19 protein-coding genes are annotated in these 19,643 nt (G+C 48.8%); 3 read left to right on the forward strand and 16 right to left on the reverse strand.

Annotated features, from left to right (window positions below):
* Positions 1-93 precede the first annotated feature (93 nt).
* The 13 genes from I8U19_RS12845 to I8U19_RS12905 form a co-directional block, all read right to left on the reverse strand.
* Positions 94-2,727: a helicase HerA domain-containing protein gene (locus tag I8U19_RS12845; RefSeq protein WP_198056078.1), complete on the reverse strand. Its 2,634-nt coding sequence runs from the start codon at positions 2,725-2,727 to the stop codon at positions 94-96.
* Between the two features lie 63 nt (positions 2,728-2,790).
* Entirely contained in the window at positions 2,791-3,918 is a 1,128-nt protein-coding gene (locus I8U19_RS12850; protein ID WP_052153933.1) for a peptidoglycan DD-metalloendopeptidase family protein, read from the reverse strand.
* Entirely contained in the window at positions 3,902-4,468 is a 567-nt protein-coding gene (locus tag I8U19_RS12855) for a hypothetical protein (RefSeq protein ID WP_198056079.1), read from the reverse strand. Before I8U19_RS12855 ends, I8U19_RS12850 begins: the two co-directional genes overlap by 17 nt.
* A gap of 43 nt (positions 4,469-4,511) precedes the next feature.
* Positions 4,512-5,990: a CD3337/EF1877 family mobilome membrane protein gene (locus I8U19_RS12860; protein WP_033099523.1), complete on the reverse strand. Its 1,479-nt coding sequence runs from the start codon at positions 5,988-5,990 to the stop codon at positions 4,512-4,514.
* Between the two features lie 42 nt (positions 5,991-6,032).
* Positions 6,033-8,564: an ATP-binding protein gene (locus I8U19_RS17685; protein WP_198056080.1), complete on the reverse strand. Its 2,532-nt coding sequence runs from the start codon at positions 8,562-8,564 to the stop codon at positions 6,033-6,035.
* Complete coding sequence (locus tag I8U19_RS12870) at positions 8,561-8,956, reverse strand: TcpE family conjugal transfer membrane protein (RefSeq protein WP_052153934.1); 396 nt, start codon at positions 8,954-8,956, stop codon at positions 8,561-8,563. Before I8U19_RS12870 ends, I8U19_RS17685 begins: the two co-directional genes overlap by 4 nt.
* A complete protein-coding gene (locus I8U19_RS12875; RefSeq protein WP_033099524.1) occupies positions 8,953-9,216 on the reverse strand; it encodes a hypothetical protein in 264 nt (87 codons plus the stop codon). The genes I8U19_RS12870 and I8U19_RS12875 overlap by 4 nt, the downstream gene beginning before the upstream one ends.
* A 1-nt stretch (position 9,217) precedes the next feature.
* Entirely contained in the window at positions 9,218-10,129 is a 912-nt protein-coding gene (locus I8U19_RS12880; RefSeq protein WP_033099525.1) for a conjugal transfer protein, read from the reverse strand.
* 20 nt (positions 10,130-10,149) lie between these two features.
* Positions 10,150-10,782, reverse strand: coding sequence for a class D sortase (locus tag I8U19_RS12885; RefSeq protein WP_232337272.1), 633 nt, complete (start codon positions 10,780-10,782; stop codon positions 10,150-10,152).
* Complete coding sequence (locus I8U19_RS12890; RefSeq protein ID WP_198056081.1) at positions 10,779-11,687, reverse strand: hypothetical protein; 909 nt, start codon at positions 11,685-11,687, stop codon at positions 10,779-10,781. Before I8U19_RS12890 ends, I8U19_RS12885 begins: the two co-directional genes overlap by 4 nt.
* Before the next feature lie 611 nt (positions 11,688-12,298).
* Positions 12,299-12,685: a VOC family protein gene (locus tag I8U19_RS12895; RefSeq protein ID WP_198056082.1), complete on the reverse strand. Its 387-nt coding sequence runs from the start codon at positions 12,683-12,685 to the stop codon at positions 12,299-12,301.
* Between the two features lie 210 nt (positions 12,686-12,895).
* Entirely contained in the window at positions 12,896-13,588 is a 693-nt protein-coding gene (locus tag I8U19_RS12900) for a DUF3891 family protein (RefSeq protein ID WP_198056083.1), read from the reverse strand.
* Positions 13,589-13,796: 208 nt separating this feature from the next.
* Positions 13,797-14,048, reverse strand: a complete 252-nt coding sequence (locus I8U19_RS12905; RefSeq protein WP_033099528.1) for a hypothetical protein — start codon at positions 14,046-14,048, stop codon at positions 13,797-13,799.
* A gap of 267 nt (positions 14,049-14,315) precedes the next feature.
* On the opposite strand from I8U19_RS12905, the gene I8U19_RS12910 reads away from it, so the two are divergent.
* Positions 14,316-14,870: a GNAT family N-acetyltransferase gene (locus I8U19_RS12910; RefSeq protein WP_198056084.1), complete on the forward strand. Its 555-nt coding sequence runs from the start codon at positions 14,316-14,318 to the stop codon at positions 14,868-14,870.
* 172 nt (positions 14,871-15,042) lie between these two features.
* Here I8U19_RS12910 and I8U19_RS12915 read toward each other — a convergent pair whose 3' ends face one another.
* The gene (locus tag I8U19_RS12915; protein ID WP_033099530.1) at positions 15,043-15,705 is read right to left on the reverse strand and encodes a DUF975 family protein; all 663 of its coding nucleotides are present in this window, start codon (positions 15,703-15,705) and stop codon (positions 15,043-15,045) included.
* Between the two features lie 260 nt (positions 15,706-15,965).
* The gene (gene yfkAB, locus I8U19_RS12920) at positions 15,966-17,096 is read right to left on the reverse strand and encodes a radical SAM/CxCxxxxC motif protein YfkAB (protein WP_033099531.1); all 1,131 of its coding nucleotides are present in this window, start codon (positions 17,094-17,096) and stop codon (positions 15,966-15,968) included.
* A gap of 859 nt (positions 17,097-17,955) precedes the next feature.
* Here yfkAB and I8U19_RS12925 point away from each other — a divergent pair.
* Positions 17,956-18,387: a DUF2621 family protein gene (locus tag I8U19_RS12925; protein WP_198056085.1), complete on the forward strand. Its 432-nt coding sequence runs from the start codon at positions 17,956-17,958 to the stop codon at positions 18,385-18,387.
* 172 nt (positions 18,388-18,559) lie between these two features.
* Positions 18,560-18,769 carry a cold shock domain-containing protein gene (locus I8U19_RS12930; RefSeq protein WP_033099534.1) on the forward strand — a complete coding sequence of 70 codons (210 nt, stop codon included), beginning with the start codon at positions 18,560-18,562 and terminating at the stop codon, positions 18,767-18,769.
* Positions 18,770-18,833: 64 nt separating this feature from the next.
* On the opposite strand, the gene I8U19_RS12935 is transcribed toward I8U19_RS12930, so the two are convergent.
* Positions 18,834-19,286, reverse strand: coding sequence for a hypothetical protein (locus I8U19_RS12935; protein WP_033099535.1), 453 nt, complete (start codon positions 19,284-19,286; stop codon positions 18,834-18,836).
* Positions 19,287-19,643 lie beyond the last annotated feature (357 nt).

A 19,643-nucleotide genomic window follows, 5' to 3' on the forward strand; every position in this document is an offset into this window, starting at 1 on the left:
CCTTTCTAAGTAAAATAGAGACAAACCGGCCTGTGCCAGGCAAAGTGTAAATAGCCAGGTTCCTGTCTCAGGCCGGCTGATCAAAGAAAAATCCTAGTTGGCAGTTTGCGAGCGGTCATCCCGCTCGTCCCTTAAGTTGTCAAAGTTGAGATTTTCGTTCATATAGTCATAGATCTCCCTGTCCACGCTCTCGATGGGACGGACTTCATCCGAAGCCTGCATGATTTCCAGTCCCCATTCCAGCCCCCAATTCATCGCCTCATCTTTCTCCCGCGTGCGATGATCGGCTTTCTTGCCGTCAATCCGATAAACATAAGGAGGTTCATTGGAGACAACGCAGGTTGTGACATCGCTCCGCTGCCTGCGTTTCGTACGAATGTAAACAGCCGCATGCCGTACGGGCAATCGCTCCACGAACGACGCTTTGACATGTTTGCGGGTCAGGCTTTCCACTTCGTCGGAACCTTCCGTCTGGCCGCAGCTGAGCACCATGCCGATATTGGAGCGAATCGCCTGCATCAGTTGTTCATCTTCAAACTGGTCGATCTCGCGGGTGATTAAACCGATGCCAAATGAATACTTGCGGTCTTCCATCAAAATTTCAGTAATCAGAGGAATCTGCACCATATGGGCTTCATCGATCAGCATCAGGTGAAACTTGGACCCGGTCGGCCTCGTTCGTGCCACCTGATAATACTGATTGAGCAAGTGACCGGCTGTTACCCGCAGATCAAAATCTTTCAGTCCATACATGTCAACAAGAACGATATGTCCTTCTTCCATATATTTCCAAATATCCAGACTCATTTCTTTCTGGCAGAACAAACGGCGCAGCGTCGGGTTTTGCAAGATCCGCTCCACCCGGTCCAAAACGGGTTCCGCTTCTTTTTTCAGCTCATTTTCATCGACGTTTACCCAAAACCTTTTTACATAGGGATCTTGCACATTTCCGACCACTTTTCTCCGAAAGTCTCGATTTCGAAACAGATCGTCCACTCCGAGAATCGTGTGGGTTTGGTTATCTTCCAGCAAACTTTGAACGGCCATGCCCATTAAACGCTTGGTACGCATCAAGGCTTCTTCATCCTCTTCCCGTGTTACCAGAACGGTGGCGATCTGTTGGGCGATCTGGTTCGTGGGCAGATTCTTTACCCTGTGAAACAGATTGAGTGCAGGAACATGAGTGGTGTCATGAGACAAATTAAAATGATGGATTTTCTCACGGGGGATTTTGACACCGAACCGCTCAGCGATCCGCAAGCGGTTTTCAATGATGGGAATGATCTCCCGCGCCGGGTCGATAATGGTAAAACCCGGATTCTGCTCCGGATCTTCAAACCATTCATCCAAAATCGATTGAATCATCTCGACTGCCAGACTGGATTTCCCCATCCCGCTTGCCCCCGTCAGGATGAAGTGTTTACTCAATTGATCATACGAAACGCGCAATTCCCGTTTTTCCAGCGGGTGATGAACCTTCCCGATCAGCACGCCTTCATTCAATTCATCGGCTTTCAGGGAACGCTGGTTTGCTTGAAGGTGAACAATAAAACCGCGCGCATCTGGTCCTTCTTCCTTGGGTTCCTGGTAAATATAGTGATTGGCCGGCGGCAGATGGAATAAGTTGGCGATTTCATCACATGTCCACGTCATGATCGTAAAGGGAAAAGGGATGGGAATCAGATTGGCATCGGAAAGCGGATTCCACCAGTCATGGCGGATAAAGCGAATCGATCCGTCGTATTTCATTGCCGTTTCCACCGATTCGGCGGTTGAACGGATGACCGACACCGCGTTTTTGCTGTTCGACCACAAGGACAGGCGAACATGGAATGTCAATTCCCGACCGGTCAACCGCTGCATCAGACTGACCCGCCGCATCCGCTCTTCCGGATCCATATCCTTCATCCTCTTGTTTTTCAGACTGTCCACTGCATCTTCCGAACGTTCCTCCAACTCTTTCCAGCTGACCGGAGCAAACTGCAAATCCAGATACGAACCGGGGCGCAAACAGTTTAAAATACTGCCCAGCTGACTTTGTTTGGTTTGCTGCAAAGAGGCCAGGGGCAATCCTTTGCTCCTTCCGAGTTGAAAGATGAAATGCCCGCCTGATCCGCCTTTTTGCGGCTGCGGAAATTGGTCATACGTGATATCGTGCAGTTCGGCCGATGGATAGACGCTGCGCAGGGTATCCTTCACGCTGTTTTCCTTGTCAATCGGATACGCCATGTAAATGCCGATTTCGTTGCTGTCCGGCGGAATGGCAAAGCGAAGGCGAAACCAAGGCCGTCCGTACTTCAGGCGCATGCGGATCGGGCGGATCATCCCGCCAAACGTCCGTGTCAGCTCGGAGATTTTGTCCAGATCCAACTGCGTATCGTCCGCCGGCAAAATGCGGAGATACTTCACCCCTTTTTCAGCCCGTTTGCGGTAATGGGACCGTGTAAACAGCTGGCTGCCAAAAAGGGCCAGCAGACCCAGAATCGCCAGGATGAGCAAAATCGGAAGCAATGCCAAAAGAGCCGTTCCCAACCATGAAAACAAATTTCCGATCGCTGATGTCGCTCGCTCTGCATGGTTCTGTTCATGGAAGAGGTTCGCCAATAACTTCCACAGATACAAGACACCGATGAACACCGCAAAACCGACGAGAAGATAAAAAAACCATTTGGCTATTTTGCTGAAGATATCGTCTCCGCCTTTTGGAACATTATTCCAAGGGAACAACAAAACCCCGCCTTTCCTAATAAATGTTACAGGAAAATTCTCCCTCTCTGTGTCTCATCCCTTTTATCGTCTCAAAAGCAGTTGCGGATCAATCAACTGTCCGTTTTTATGCACTTCAAAATGCAAATGCGGCCCGGTACTCCATCCGTTTGAACCAACCTCGGCAATCACTTGCCCTTTACCCACTTTCTGCCCGACCTGCACTTTCACATGCTCGGGATACATATGGGCATAAAGAGTCTGCCAACCATTTCCGTGATCGATTACGATAATCCAGCCGTAACCGCTGGACACCCTCGATTCAATGACCACTCCTCCGTCACTTGCCAAGATCGGTGTTCCCAGTGGCGCTCCGATATCGATTCCCTTATGCAGCTGAACCACCTTTTTGACTGGATCAAACCGGGTTCCAAATGTCGAGGTGATCCGCCCTCCAGACACAGGCCAGGCCAATTGCCCGGTCGCCAAGCCGGATCCTGCCCCGGTCACCACCGGATGGGCAAACTGTTCGGCATAACTTTTCACTTTCAATACATAATTTTCATAATCGTGATTGTACTGCCAAACCGCACCTCCGCGCGCAAACCAGTCTTCTCCGGGCTGGTGATTGGCAGCCAGGTATTTGGCCGTCGCATAAATCGCATCCTCAGGATTATAGGGATCGGCTTTTCCATCACCATTGGCATCCACACCGTATCCGCCATACTTTTGGATCAGGCGCGGATCGGTCAGGTTGACGGAGTCGGGCAAATCCCCCAATTTGCTTCCGCCTGGATAACGCCAACCCAGCCAAGTTTTATCCATAAACTGCATTTGTCCTCTGGCCCCAACCGGACTTGTGCTGAGATTCCGGCCAAAATCCGTCTCCACCTTGTGAATTGCCGCTAAAATTTGCCAGGGGACACCGTACTTTTTGCCTGCCGCCTGGTATATCGGCAAATATTTTTTGGCTGCCTGCGGGAACCCCTGCGACACTTCCCACTGCGCATAAGGATCAGCGGATGAAGCTCTGTTTTGGCTGATGAACAAACTCGTGAAAATCGTGCCAAACACGGCGACAGCGAAAAAGAACATAACCGCGAAAACGGCCGCCGCGCTCAGGATCACCCACTTGACCCTGGAAGAAATCCGGTCATGAACAGCCCCGTAGATCCGTTCGGTCAGCACAGCGGATTCAGTCGAAGTCTCCACGTACTTCCGCCTCCTCCACCACCCAATGCTCACCCTCTTTGGCGAGTGACAGTTGATACACCCTTTCGACAGGCGTGAATTGTTGCCCCTTCTGTTCCTGTACAACCACTGCGCCGATGCAGGAAGCCGTCAATCCGCTTCCGCTGCATTGCAGGCGTTCAATCTTGCCAAAGGAAGTCGCTGTCAAACCATCGGCAGGACGGGCTGTCGCCTCTTCCTGCAAATACTGATAAAATTCCTTTCCGGTCAATCCATCCAAAGCGTGCAGCCACTTGGACCGGTCACTGAAATCGATCGTCGTGTAAGCTCGGATAAAGCGATTGGCTGTTTCAGTCACGGCACTGAGCTCCTCCGGGGGCAGTGAGGAGACTGCCGCCGGTTCCGACGGTTCTGCCGAAGGTGCACTTGGTTCCGTTGCAGTCGGCCGGGGCTGGTCTGTCCAGCCCAGCTTCACCAATACAAAGCGCACGGCAAAACCAACCACGAGAAACACAACCAGCACAAAAACGAGGAGACGGCGGCGGTGGCTGGGCAAATCCGTCTGAAACATTTGCCGGCACTCCTTTCACAATCCCATCCGGTTCGATCGCCTTTTATCTTCGGAATTTGATTTTGCCCACTTTAGACCTTAAGTTCGTTGTATATTTATTGACATAATCCATCGGCATCTTGATATTCAGCTCACCCGTAAAGTTTTCTACCTTACCCACCGGGACTTTCATGATGCTGAACAGTTCATTCCGCTTCCAGATGACGCCGACAACCAAAATCAATTGCATCGCGATCGTCCAGACATATCCGACCTTTTGCGGCGGACTCATCTGATAGAGGAATTGCGAAATAGTGAGCAACATGCTGAAAAAAATCCCGATAATCAGCTTGATCAACTGATATCCGACAAATCTTTTAAACCAGTTGACAGCCACGCTGGACCAGGCGGGGTACAGGGCCATCAAAAAGGCAAACGGCGCAAATAAGGCAGTGAGAACAAACATAAACTGATACACAATCATCGCGCCGGCAATGATGAAAAAAAGCAATCCCAGGATAAAGTGGGCGACGCACAACAGCAGGAGCAAAGTTAACCGCTGAAATACCCCATCAGTGGTCACCATGGGATTTGGTTTGATCCCTGCCGCCGGATCTCCCTTGGCCTCCTGCATTACCGCCTGCTTTCGCGCCTCGCTTCCCGGCTGGTGGGCCAAAATCTTGTTGACGCGTTCCGGGGTCATCTGCTGGTCGCTTGATGTTTTGGCATATTGCAACATGATGTAAGGTTCATAAACCATCATGTTATACAATTTGTCGGCGATCACCATTGACGAGACATCGGCCGGGTAGGTAACCTGGTTGCCGGACAGCTCGCTTTGAAAATCAAGCCCGACTCCCATCACCTCCTGGCTCAAACCGCTGCTGATATCGTTAAAATACCGCATCACTCCTCCGGCATTGGCAAAGAAGACAAGACCCAGAATCAATACGGCAATCGTGGTCAACATCCCGTTGAGCGCTTCGGTCGTCTTCTTTTTGATCATGCCTTTGTAGGCGATGTACGCACCGGCGAGAATGATCATCAACAGCAGAAAATTCCCCATCAACCCTTGGCTTCCATAGCCCGTGCCCGTAAAGCCGGCCAACTGCTGCACCGCTTTTTGCACCGCAGTGGCAAACTGATCCACCACATTCAGGGAAAAAGCGTTTTCCACAACCAAAATCACGGTAAAGTTCCACGACAGGAGCGCCTGCCAGATAAAGTTATTCACTTCATTCATCAAGGTATAGGCGCCATTTGATACATTCTTATCAATATCCAGAAACGAAGCATCTTCGGTGTAAATTTCCAATTTATATTGACTCGGAAAATACTTGGCAAACTTCACGTCATACCCTTGGGCCCGCGCCTTTTTGATCTCATCCTGCGGAAAAATGGTCAGCAGGTCACTGATCAGGCTATATCCGTCCGACGATTGGGACGTGCTGTCGGCAGCAAAGACAACCCCTGCGTTCACGGTCATCGCCATGGCCAAAACCAGGGCGATGACGGCCCCCCACTTTCTTTTCCTAAGATTCATGAACCGTTCCCCTTCTTTTTCATTCTCGTTGATAAGCCCTCCTCACTGGAACGAACGGGCAGGCAGCATTCCTTTCTTCCGTTCCTGGGTTGGCAGAGATACCAGATCCGCATTTTTCTCTGCGCGCGAACCAGGGCGGGTATCAAATGCGATGAAAAGCCTTTCCTCCAGAACGCGGATTTCCAATTCATTCACTCTCTTTTCCAAATCCGACATCAGACACGTACCCGTAGGCAGATTCCTGATGGTTTCGATGTTTCCCTCATTGGGTTCAATTCCGAGAATTTGGCAGGCCGCCTCCGCCTCTTTCAAATCCCGGCACCGGAAGACGAACCGGCATCCCAGATTGGAACGAATCTCTTCGCCCAACATATCTTTTGCGTTTTGGCTGATTAAGTAAATGGCGGCATTTTTGCTTCTGCCGGTACGAACCAGCTCCTCCAGAATCGCCCGGCCCTCGCGAACTTTTGCCAAGCGCCAGGATTCATCAAACAGTACCAGCTTAAACTCATCAGAAGATTGATTGGAAAAACGACGCGAAAAGTCGGAAATCGCCATTAACAACGCGATCCCCATCCGGCCGAAATCGGTCTGGCTCTCTTCCGGCAGCTTCAGATCCTCCACCTGCAAAATGGTCAGCGGCATCGACAAATCGATCGCCCTTTGCGTTCCATCCCCAAACAACAGCTGCCCCTGTCCGGAAGTGGCGAGATAGCTCAAGACATCAACGATCTCTTCCAGGCTGTCCTGCCGTTTCTCCGGCGCCGATTTGAGCCCTTCACGCAACCGGTCGATCACCCGCATCATCGAAGGGCGATCCTCCTTGGCCACTTGATCCACCGCTTTTCCGATCACAATCGCTTCATATGTTCCATCAGCCGCCCGCGCCAAAAATTGCAGAATCCGTTTCGCCGTTTCCGCTGCCGCCAACCGGTCCGCAGTGCTGGCCGCTCCCATCAACGGATCCAATTTCCCGCGATCTTCAAGAGTGGCGCGCAAAGTGACGATGCTCGTGATCTCCCTTAGTTCCGGCAAAAAATCAGGCCAATGCGCCCGTTCGTCTTTCGGGTCGAAGATTAACACCTTAGCCCCGTTTAAAAGCGCTTGATAGGCGAGCAGATTGGCCCCCAAAGATTTCCCTGCCCCCAGCGACCCGATAAATGCCGCAGATGCCGTTGAACTCAATTTTTTATCTTTTGGTCCCCGGTCATGTTGGAAGAAAACGGGAAGATTTTGCGACATCCCGATAAAATGGCCTTGCCCGTCCCCCAGCTGGCGGGTGGCTCCGATCATGCTGGCCGCCACCGCCGCAGGATCCATGTAATGGATATAATCCGTGATGTACCGTTTCGCTCCAGGCAGAAATTCATTAAAAGCCCGCCACTGATCACCGAACGGAACCTCCACCTGGATCAGCATGTCGCTGTACAAATCTTTCACCAGTTGAATGCGCAAATGGAGTTCTTCCTCGGTTGACGCGGATACACACAAAACGATGGAGGTTGTGATCAGCGGAAATTTATCCGTGCGCAAATTGCTTTCCAGTTCGTTCGCTTCCTGGCGGCTGTGCAAAATATGGTAAGAAGTTTCCACTCCGCTTTCCAAGGCATGTTCATCTTCCGCTTTTAATTCCTTCTTCTTGTTCAACACCTGTGTCAGGGCTTTGCTGTACTCAATCGTTTCCGTCCGCACCGAAGCCTCGACCGGAAAAGAGAGGCGTTGCAGGCAGTAAAGCCATTCCAGTCCGGGAAAGGGTGCTTTGTCGGGAATATGGGACAACGTTAAAAAAGCCATATAGCCCTTCTTCACTTTGCCGCCCACATGCTGTTCTACAATCAGCTGCCGGCCGTGCGAATCATTGAATCTCCCTTCCGCCAGGGTGAGGATATCCCGGGACGGCCGGCGCGCTTTTTTGCCTTTTACCGTGACCGGAATCGCCTGCGGTTTCCAGTTGTGCCGCCGCGGCGTCTCACCAATCCCCCGGTAAAACCCGCGGCGAATCAACCATTCCAAATCGGCCGGAGTCACCCGGCGAACCCGCAAAAATCCATTGATGCGGGAGAAAATCAACTCTTCCTGCACCATATAAGCCTGAATCTCTTCTTCATAAATCTCAGGTGAGTCGGTTCCTGACTGATTAAGCAGGAATCGCTTAAAATCTTTCAAAAGGTAAGCGAGTTCGTTAAAAAAGGATAATCCCTGCACGCTCGCCTCTTTTAGCTTCACACCGATAAAAAAGCGGTGTTGGTGCACTTCTTTTCCCCTCAGATGCTCAATCACCGCGCGGATCTGATGAACGCCCGCCTCGCGGAGTGCATCGTTCCCGTTCAAGCGGCCGACCATCGCTTCCTCATGCTCCTCCAGGCTTTGGAATTCCGGTACGACCAAAGCGTGCGTATCAGCGAGAATGTTCCAATAAAAAGCCTCCAAATTCGCATGGAGGCTCAGCTTATCGTCGGTTGACCGATAATCGTAATTAAACGGTTGCAATTCATAATAAGCGTAAACCGACTCATCACTGCCAAACACCAGATTTCGTTCAAAGTATTTGACCGGAAACGGAACGCGCGTCACTGGGTATCCCCCCCGGATTTCCGATATGTAACTTCTCCTTCATAAACGTAAACATGATTTTTGGGCCGTGCGATTTCTTGGTAACGCGCAAAATGATGCGGACTGAAAAAATGCTCGATCACGCGCATGAGAAAGCGGTGCGGCGCCTTGCCGTCCAGCGTCTTTCGCGTAAAAAACCAGGCGACGAGCGCCGGAATCCCGATAAACTTGATCAGGAAGTAATCCACCCATGACAGGGGCGGAAATTTATTCAAGACCACCATCACCATCAAGGTTCCGACGAAGAAGGCCATCTGCCGGTAAGAAACGGGCAGCGGCAGGTGAACCCCCTGAATGGAGTAGACTGTTTTCTCAATGCGAAAGACCTTATTGTAGACGCGGATCTGCTTCATTTCAGATAAGCCTCAAACAACCAGCGAAATCCGTCGGAACCCAGATGTGTAATGAGTTGAGGTTGGAAAATAAAGACACTCACCAGCATCGCGAACAGGGCAAATCCGATAAAAGCCGTAAAGGCCCGCTTCCAAAACAGGGTCAAACTGATAAAGATCACCGCCAGCAAAAACAGCGAACCGATTTCTCCTCCCAGCGATTGCTCCAGTTTCTCACCCGGACCCGCAACCATCAGCCACAGCAGATAGGATTTCATCACACTAAACCTCTCCTTGTCCCATTCTTGATACATACCAACGGTCGCCTACCTGTACGAGATCAAAATCATAATGATAATTCAGCTGCGCCCCCGAGGCCAGATCCTGCAATGTGACATCGCATTCGGCATGATAAGTGTCGTCCTTGCGGTAGACAGCCAAATTCTTCAAGTCGACAAATCCCATGATCCCGGTCAAGCCGGAGGCCGGCTGTCCATCTTTGCGAAAATAGGCAATTTCATTTGGTTCACCGGTTGTATATACTTTCCAGAAAGATTTCATGAATGTTTCCACTTGTCTCCGCGTAGAATCATTTACCATCTCCCCTTGATCCTGATCGGGTTCATCCCCGCTCTGATCTTGTACAGTCGCGACCGGAGGTGCGATAAAGTGCGGGATATCGACAACAATGTATGAATCGCCCGCTTTTTTAATCGGCACCACAAGATAGCGATCCACCCGCTTTTCCTCTTTCGGGTTGTTGACATTGGTCAAAATGGTTTCTGCATAGATGGTGACATCTTTGATTCCCGACTGATCCGGCCGGTCTTTGATTGACCAGACATCGACATTTCGTGCATAGGAATCCCAGCCGGCCTTTGAAAAGTCCAATCCTCCCTGTACATCCAGGTTGGGCTTCCAAAACAGCTTGAGCCTTTCGGCCCGGGACTCCTCCTTTCCGTGTGTCCAGAGCAAATACTCTCTGGCAAACTGCTCGCTGAAAGCGACCTCGCTCAATGAGGGAGCAGCGGAACTTGTGTTTTTCGCCGGACCGGCGACGACGGCTGCCCTGGGCGGCACAGCAATAAACCCAAACTGAATCGCCCAGACAACGGTGGTGCTCAGCGCCGTGTAAAGAAGCAAAGCCCAAAACAGAAACCGGAGCACCTTTCGACGAATTATCGGCCGTTCCATTGTTCATCCTCCTTGTACCGTCATTGCGGAATCGTTATTTTCTCCTTCAGCTGTGCCTGGATAATATACCGCTTTGGAGCCGGCCCTATATATGAAAATGGGTAACATGTGGTCAATGTGAGAACAGCCCTTCCAAGTGGAACGATCACCGACCGATCGTCAGGGTCCGTCACCCATGTCCTGGTAATCTCATAGACAAATGTTCCTTGCGAAGTAACGACCTGCAACTCGTCACCCTGTTTCAACTCCCCGACATGCCGGAAAACTGTATCGCGGTGACCGGATAAAACGCAGTTATCCGGTTCACCCGGAAGCACACTTCCCGCATAATGCCCGACTCCGACAGCAAGCTCATCTTCGTCGGTTCCTTCAATAACGGGCATTTTCGCCTTTAATTTTGGTATGATCAAATCAGCAAAATGTTGGCCAGTCTTTGGACGTTTCCTGTACGGAACGACAACCCGGTCGTGTCCTCCATCCGTTGCCGCTTTCTGTGTCGCATCCGCTGTTTTGCGGTCGCCTGCCAGCGCTGCCAGATCAGCGGAAACATGTTGAACCGCTCTGATTTTTTCATAATACTGGATACCCGAATAACCGGCATAGGCGGAACCGAGCGTAACCAGGAGACAAGCCAGCCACCGATCCCATTTCAAGCTTGATCCTTCCTGCCTCTGAACATGGTATAAGCGGACCCCAACAGAGCAGCTGCACCACCGAACACTACACCATTTAAATCACCGCTGGCTGTTTTCGGAAGAGCACCGCCGTTTACTGTTTTGGGCTCCGCTGCGAGTTTCTCTGAAGGTTGTTTGGAATTCGCCGTGACATCTGGAGAATGGGTTGCTCCTGAAGCATACTGCATCTCGAATCGGGAAGCACTGTATTTGGAACCTTCAGACTGTTCATGTCCCTGAACCGTCCTCACAGGCGGAACATAATGATGGGTCTGGCTGTGCTTGGCCGCCTTGGATGATGCCTCTTTGGATTGGTCAGTCGCATGGGGTGATGTATTTGACTTCGGAGGCAATTCCTGATGCTGACCTGATTGAAGCTGGTGATCCGGTTGTTTTGTTTGGGTTTCCCGGGACTGATCCTCCCTGGATTCGGATGGCCGATCAAGCACAGAGTTCGCATTATTCAGGCTTCTCCGCTCAGTCTGCTTCTCCTGAACGGGCACATCGGGCTTTAATTGCTGAAAATCCTTTCCTGTGCCGTTTTCGGTCGGCCGGTCCTGAATGATCTGCTCCACTGAACGATCCTCCGCCCGGGGAGGCTGAGCTTGGACGCCCACCTTAGAAGCCGGCTGGTCAAGCGGCGGTGTATCCTTGCCCCACTCGCTTTCCGCAAAGGCTGAACCCGCGCCAACGGTCAAACCAGTGACCAGGCAAAGGGAAAGAGTCGCCACCGTCCGGTTGAGATGCCGCTTGGGAACCGGTTTTTTACGATTTTTTCCCGAATTGGGATACTCCAAATCGAATTGCATGAGCAAATTGGAAAAGAGGTTATGCGACTTTATATCAGTACGCCAGGAATCCAATATTTGTTTGGGATCTTTCACTTTATCCCCCTCCTTAAGGGTAAGGCGGTGCAATCCGCCGACAAGCAATTCCATTTATAATTATTCATTGCAAAAAAGCCGGCAACAGGAGAACACGCTGTCAGTCCGATTTTCCGCCTTCCAATGGAAAAAAGTGGTCCGCCTCAATTGGAAAGATCATGTACAATATCCATTTCTTTTCCCTATAATATTACACAAATCGTACTTTTTTCAACACAATTTTGTAAAATTTCCTGATATATTTTTTTTATCGACTATTTAAACCGGCACGAATATATTTTTATTCCTCTGTATAAGAAGCAACATTTCCACTATAAAGATGAATCTTTAAACGGCAGAGAAGGCGACTTTTTGCTTTTAAAATTTTAAAAATTCCCATTGCCCGAATGGACATCTCCCTCCTTTTGCCGAGGATATCAGCAAAAACAATCTTTCACTCCGTGAATTTTAAGCGGAAAGCAAACCGGCCGGAAATCCGTCTCCCAGTCAAACATATTACCGATGTCTTCAAACCGTCCCTCCCGCAATTAATTTTTATACAAAAAAATTAATAATTATTCATTTCCCTGACCGACCGTGATCAGGGCAGCCAACATACTTTTTTTATGCGATTATCGCCAATTTTTCATCCGCTTCTCCAAAGTCCCCGTAAATAATTCCAACACTGTCCCATCCGGATCAGTAAATTGGACAGACCATCCCCCTCCGCGAAACACAGGTTCCCTGACAAAGGGCACTCCATGCTGCTTTAATCGGGAAACGGCTTCGGAAAAATTCTCCTCCGCAATCGTAAAAGCGACATGGTCGATTCCCATTCCCTCTTGTCTCCGCCGCTGCTTCGTCTCTATCAAGCAGATCCATGCCTCTCCCCACTCCAGATAAACATCGCTCCGCCCGCGATGAACCAGCTTCATTCCCAAAACATCGAGGTAAAAGGGAAGGCTTTGCCGCAAATCGTTCACCCGTATTGTCAAATGATTAAATCCTGTAATTTTCATCGGTCATTCTCACCTGTTCCTTTTTTCTTTGAAAAATTTCCCTTAACGGCCGCAAGCAAAACTCACAATACACGGAAGATTCATTGTCTTTTGCAAGCAGATGGGGACTGGCTTTTTTGCAGCGGCCTTTGGGCGAAGAAGCAAAATGTTTCTCAAAAGCGAATCGGGCTGGTCTGCCCCGGAAAAAAAGTCAACCAGCCCGTCCAATGTTCAAACGGATATGCGAAAGCGATACGTTCCCCGCCCGATGATATCCCGGTTCTTGTCCACCACTTGATACGGAAGCTCAATGTCAAAGGAAGAACTGAAGAACTGAGGAGCCAAGCGAAGCTGCTCTTCCCCTTCCCACACCCATTGATATGTTGTTCCCCCATAGCGAATCCCGTTTCTGTACCAAGGATGCTCATTGGTCCCCGGATCGTTCAAACAGAGGAAGAGCGACAGATCATCACAGAACTGCAACAATCGGAAGTTGGCGTCGCTGTTTCTTTCTTCCGTCCCGGTAAAACCTTTTCGCAAACGATGTTGCCGGGTCAGTTCCTGCTGTCGAAATTGCTGTCCGACCGGATCTTTGGCATCTTGAAAAAACGAAGCAAAATGTTTGCTGCATAAAAATCCGGCATAGGGTGAGAACGATTCTACCTTGGAAATTCCTTCGCTGTAGGCTTTCACTTTCGGCAACATCGGATACTGATCAAATGAATAGGGAGCATCCGCATCATCATTCCACAACACTGATTGATCCAATTCCCTCCATCCGATATCATGATGGGAGATGGCATAGAGGGTTGTTTCCCGCGGTTCGATCTCCTGCTTTACATGCGCAGCAAATTCCCCTGAGACTAAACTGTGATCATGCTGTTTGATCAAGACAAACCCGTTTTCCTTCTTCCTGACGATCATGCTGTCCCTCCTTTTCGTGCTAGACCGGGTGAAAAAACGCGAAATCATGGATGGCAAAAGCGGACATGATTGCGTAGGAAAGCGGTTCCAATCGTATCTCAATTCAGAAAACAAAATGCGAAGGAAGCCCCCCACGGCCCTGTCCAGCGATGCACTCACACGGAAAGAAGCCGGATACAGACGGGTTCCGGCTTCTTTACAACGAAGGTTACAAAGCATCGTTCATAAACATTTGCGGATTCGGCTGTACAGCCTCCTCTTCCGGTTGCTTTGGCTTCTTCTCCTGGTTGAGCGCTGTTTCAATCAGCATGATCAACCCTTCATTAAAACTGAGATTGCGTTTGCGGCAAAAGTGCTCAAACTCTTTTTCCAACGGACGCGGCACCAAAAGAATGCGTTCCGATTTCGATTGCTCCGGCCCGTCCACGTTTTCCCGGACAAATTTTTGAAACAGATCCATATGCACTCCTCCGATGACTACAACCTTGCTGTCAACAACCACACACAGTAAAAAGAATAAACGTCCTAAGTTCATTATATTCTGTTTGGATCACCCATTTCCATAACCCATTGTCAAACGGTCCGGAATCCGGGTTCCATTTTCACACCACCGAATTTTTACTCACAGAAAAAACAATATTAATAAAAAGCAGCCTGTTGACAAAGTTCCAAATAAAGGGTTATTATGTTTTGCTCGCAGAGAAATACAAAAGCAACGGAGGGAGATATGTTAAACGGAGAAAAAATCCGCATTCGCCCATTGACGCTGGACGATGTACAACCGATGCTGGAATTGGTGCAGCGAAACCGCTCCTTTCTTCAACCCTTTGAACCGATCCGGCCGGAATCCTACTTCACTGCCGCCGGACAACATTCCGCCATCGAGCAGGCGATCCGGCAATGGAAATCAGATCAGGGATATCCCTTCGGCATTTTTTTGCTGGAAAACCATTCCCTCATCGGCCGGGTCAACCTGAGCAATGTCGTGCGCGGGGCCTGGCAAAACTGCACAATCGGATATTTTATGGATGAACGGATGCAAGGAAAGGGATATATGACCGAGGCAGTCAAATTAGCGGTTCAATACGCTTTTGCGACGGCCGGGTTGCACCGTGTCCAAGCCGCCATTATGCCGCGCAATCTCCCCTCCAAACGCGTGGTCGAAAAAGCGGGATTCCGTTATGAAGGCCTCTCGAAACGTTATCTTTGCATCAACGGCAAATGGGAGGACCACGAAATTTATTCCATCACCTCGGAAGAGTGGCCGATGCCCTCGATTTGACCGAACGGATTGACCCCGTACCGATCCGGAAAACCCCCGCAGACGCCTGCGTCCTGTGTCGCCGGCACGCGGGCAATAAGATCAAGAAACGCAATTTAAAGACTCACGGGCAGGCGACAATCGCACGACAAACCCATCCGCCAGGAAAACCGGACGGATGGGTTTCTCTTTGTCAGCGAATTGATGCTTCCGTAGACTGGCCGCTGATTTTCAAATAAAATTGCATCTGTGCCGCATTGAAATAGGGAATTAACCAGAAAAACCCGATTCCCAGCGAAATGAAGGACAAAAGGAACCAGCCGATAAACGTGAGATGCAGCACAAACAGCTGCCACTTGTGGCCGTTCATCAGCTTCCGGCTCTCCGTAATCGCTTGGAATGCCGAATATTCGGGATGATCCAGCAGGATATAATAAGCCATGGAATAAGAATAGGACTTGATAATCCCGGGAATGATCAACAGTATACTCCATAATGCAATATAAATTGATTGCAACACAACCACACCGATGGACCGGAGATACCACTCCCCTTTAAAACGTGAAAACAGATCCCCGGTTTCTGCTTCTTGCCGGCGCACCAACTTCATGATAAACACGACATATCCAATAATGAGCGGAGCATATACAAAGATCCACCACAGTAATTGAATCAGTGTGTTAAGGAGCGACACCCCGTCCAATTCGTTCTGCGGATCACTCGGCTTCAAAAACAGATCAATAATGGTCGGAACACCGTTAACTAAAATAAGATATAAAATTGTAACTCCGACCGCGATGCCCCATTTCCCCCGCAAAGAATCTCGCGCGGCTTGACGAAGAGAAGAATAGCTCAACGATCTCACTTCCTTTTTTGTTTTATATTCAATAGTATAAATATACAGAACATTATATTCAAATATTTATATTTTTACTTCGATTTTGGTAAAAAGGTTGCGAGCAAACGTGTACTCCCCGTATTTTGTCTGACTCCCCAAAAAACACTCATGTCTTTCCGGCACAGCCTGAAGAAAGTCAAAACCGACATCACGGAAAGCAGGGGAGGAGCCCCTCTCCCCGTCATGTGACAGCAACTTGAAAACAGATCTCTTCCCCTTCACTGTATTTCAATTTTGGCACGGCGTTTGCTGAAATCCCAATCGGCATAATAAGCATGGGCGACCAACAGGTTGGGGCCGGCACATTTCGCTTTCAGGCAAAAACAATGGGTTTTCTTGGCCAGCGGATGTTCCAGCCATTGCTGAAAAATATCGTCCAGCCGGTCTGTTTTGATATTTCCCAGAGCGGGAACATCCCCAAAATCCGTCACGATGACATCTCCGGTAAACGCATTGACATTCAGGCGGTTGCGTCCATCGGGATCCTGTCTGACCGTCACATTCGGCTCACGATGAAGCCTTTGCCACAGCTCGCGATCCTCCGCTTTGTCGCTGCACGGGTAAAATGGAAGGGTGCCAAACAAGATCCATACTTCCGGATGGTGTCCATCGAGCAGGCGGTGCACCGTTTCCCGGTACTGATCCAGTGTCAGCAGCTCCATTCCCCTTGCAAAATCGCTCGGGTAAAGGGGGTGAACTTCATGCCGCTTGCAGCCCATTTCCGCAATATCCTGATGCATCTTCACGATATGGCGGGAAGTAAACGGGCTTAACAGCGACTCGGCTGAAATGAAAACACCTTGTGCGGACAATTGGCGCGCATTTTCTTTCAACCGGTTAAACAGGGTCTCCGCCGTTTTAAAATCCACGTCTTTTTTTGCTTTCTGAAAAGCGATACGGTAAAAATCCTCCGCATCCCGGTAGTTATAGGAAATATGTAAGACATCCAAATCCTCGATCCAATCCTCGTACCGGCTTAACGGCAAGGTCAGGTTGGAATTGAGCTGGGTATAAATCCCCCTCTCCCGGCAATATTTAAGCAACGGACGAATCGTTTCTTTTACGACACGGGGATTTAAGATCGGCTCTCCCCCTGTAATGCTTAATGTTTTTAATGTCTCCACTTCATCAAGACGACGGATCAACTGATCTACGCTGATCGGCAGTCCTTCCCTTTCCACCAGTGTCTCTCCAACCGCACAATGCTCACATCGCAAGTTGCAAAGGTTGGTTACCGTAAATTCCACACTGGTCAATTCGTACTTTCCTGTCGCGGCTCTCGTCATCCATGCATCCCAAGGATCATATTGCGGAGTGACCGGTCTTATCCCTTTTTGATTTGGTTGCATTTCACGCTCTCCTTTTTTCTTCTGTCAAAGTGCCGTCACATGTCGGGGCGGGGCGCACTCATCCATCCGGGTTTACCGGATTTTCATCCTTTGGGTTGTACCGAAAAGACATGCATTTTTTCAAAAAACAGGCACGGGTGAGAGTATAGCCCAGCGCTGAAGTAACGTCAATATTTCCGGCAATGTTACAACAATATTTCAGAGCCCGGTTTTATGTTACCGGGCCCGCACAGGCGCACGATGGTGTGACCTCCACTGCAAGCCTTGAAAATCAGTCTTTTTGATGCGCAATGCCCTCATTTGTCAGGATGTTTTTTTGTTTCAAAAAGCGTCTTAACGTAACCGCAAGATTACATTTCGTTTTCAATTGCGTAAAATCGCGGACAAACGCAAAAAGCCATTCTATAATAAACTCATCAAGAGATTGATGGAGGGAAACAGCCATGAATAACGCTTCAATCGGTTTGTTTAATGCAACGCTCATGAGCCTTCCGGTATGGGGAATCATTTATTTCGCAGTTCGTCTCTTGATTGGATAAGGATCATCATTTCCAAGCGGAATTGCCATAAATCAAAAAATCACACAGGAGGTCATTCAGATGAACAATGCACTTGTCGGTTTAATCAATGCTTCTCTCTTGAGTATTCCTTGCTGGGGACTGATCGGTTATGCCATCCACACTTTTTTCTAAGCGGAAAACCTAGGAACGCTTTCTCCAAATAAATGGAAGAAGGCGTTTTTTTATGCCTTTTTCCCGTCATGAAATCGGCGTGTGTCCCGGCTCCGACTTGCAGCTGTACTTTCCCCTTCGTTATAATGAATTTTTGAAAGAGGACGAGAAAAGAGGTGTGGCCTTCTGTGACAGTACCTGCATGGCTTGAATGGTTCTATCTGTTCTTCTGGATCGTGTTTCTCCTTTTCCTGGCAATCGGCGGTTACTTCATGTTCCGCAAGTTTTTAAAAGCACTGCCCAAGGAAGACGGGAAATCGATCCTCGATTGGCAGGAGTATTATATAAACCAAACGCTGCATCTCTGGTCGGATGAACAAAAAGCGCTGTTAAATGAACTGGTTGAACCCGTGCCCAAACTGTTCCGCGATGTGGCCAAACAGAAAATTGCCGGAAAAATCGGTGAACTGGTTTTGCATGAACAGGCTGAAAAATTAACGGAAGAACATATCGTGAAAGGTTACATTTTGGCCACACCCAAACGGGATCACAAGTGGTTGATCAAAACACTGCAAAAAAAACAGATCGATCTTTCCGCCTATCAACATTTATTCCAATAAGGAAGGAAAAAACTTGAACCGTTTCGACGGGCGTGTTATGATGTGTTTATAATTAAGCGTTAAAAAGTCGGATGCAAGTCAAGTTTCATCTTGTGGCCTCTTGTTTAGCGTAACAAAAGGTTTTCAAGTGCTTGAGTTTGACCGCTTTTTAATGGAAGAAGGAGGCCCTAAGATGAAGGGTAAGGTTAAATGGTTCAATGCTGAAAAAGGTTATGGATTCATCGAGCGCGAAGACGGTGGCGATGTATTCGTACACTACTCCGCGATCCAAGCCGATGGATTCAAAACCCTCGAAGAAGGCGAACCGGTTGAGTTCGATATCGTAGAGGGTGAACGCGGACCCCAATCCGCCAACGTTGTTCGCTTGAACCAAGTCCGCTAAACTCAAGCCACAAAAAAGCACTTTCCTTAGGGAAAGTGCTTTTTTAATCATGCAACCGGCAAGGTTATTCCTCAATCAAGTCCAGGAACGTGAAAAAGGCTGTATCCAGATCGTAAGTTTGTGCAGAAATGCAATTATTTACCTTAATCGTAAATCCCTTTTTGTTGTCGTACGTGACCTCGATCGGCTCCGCTTCCTCTGTAAAAGCAAACAGAGAGCCGATTTTTTTGTTTTTCAGTTCACAAAAGGATACATAGAATTGGCGCTCATCTTCCGCACACAAATCGGAGGGCGGGGGAGATACCACCTGTGCGCTGGGAAGAGCCTCCGTCCATTGTGTCTGAATTTGTGACATGGCTTCCTCCAGCATTTTCGCCTCTTCATAATAGACGGCGGACAAAAATTTGCGGGGTTCTTGCAAACTCTTGTTATAAAAATATTCCATCTGTTTCTGAAGCGCTTGCAACAAAACCCGTTTAAGGTCATTATTCAAATTTAAAAAGATCATCCTTTTCACCCGTGACACTTCCTTTCACCAAAAAATCGGGAACGGATTTATCCATTCGCTTCTCTTCCCGGAAGGAAGAGGCGATCAAGAATTCGCTTTTTCTTTTGTCTGGATCCAATCTTTTTGGAACTCTTGCTTCTTTTCTTCCCTTACAAACTTAGTATAAAGAAGAGCTGAAGGTTGATTCAATCAATTATTAGAATTAGATAAATATTTTCTATATTGCGGAAATATTCTTCTATGGTATTTTTTCTGCCAAAAAATAAAAAAAATATCTCGTATATTTCTGGAAGTGCAGTAATAATTAATTTTATACTGCAAAAAATATCAAAAATCATGTTGTAACTGCCACACACGTTGTGATAT

The sequence above is a fragment of the Thermoactinomyces sp. CICC 10523 genome, from assembly GCF_016055105.1.
GTDB classification, from domain to species: Bacteria; Bacillota; Bacilli; order Thermoactinomycetales; family Thermoactinomycetaceae; genus Thermoactinomyces_A; species Thermoactinomyces_A daqus.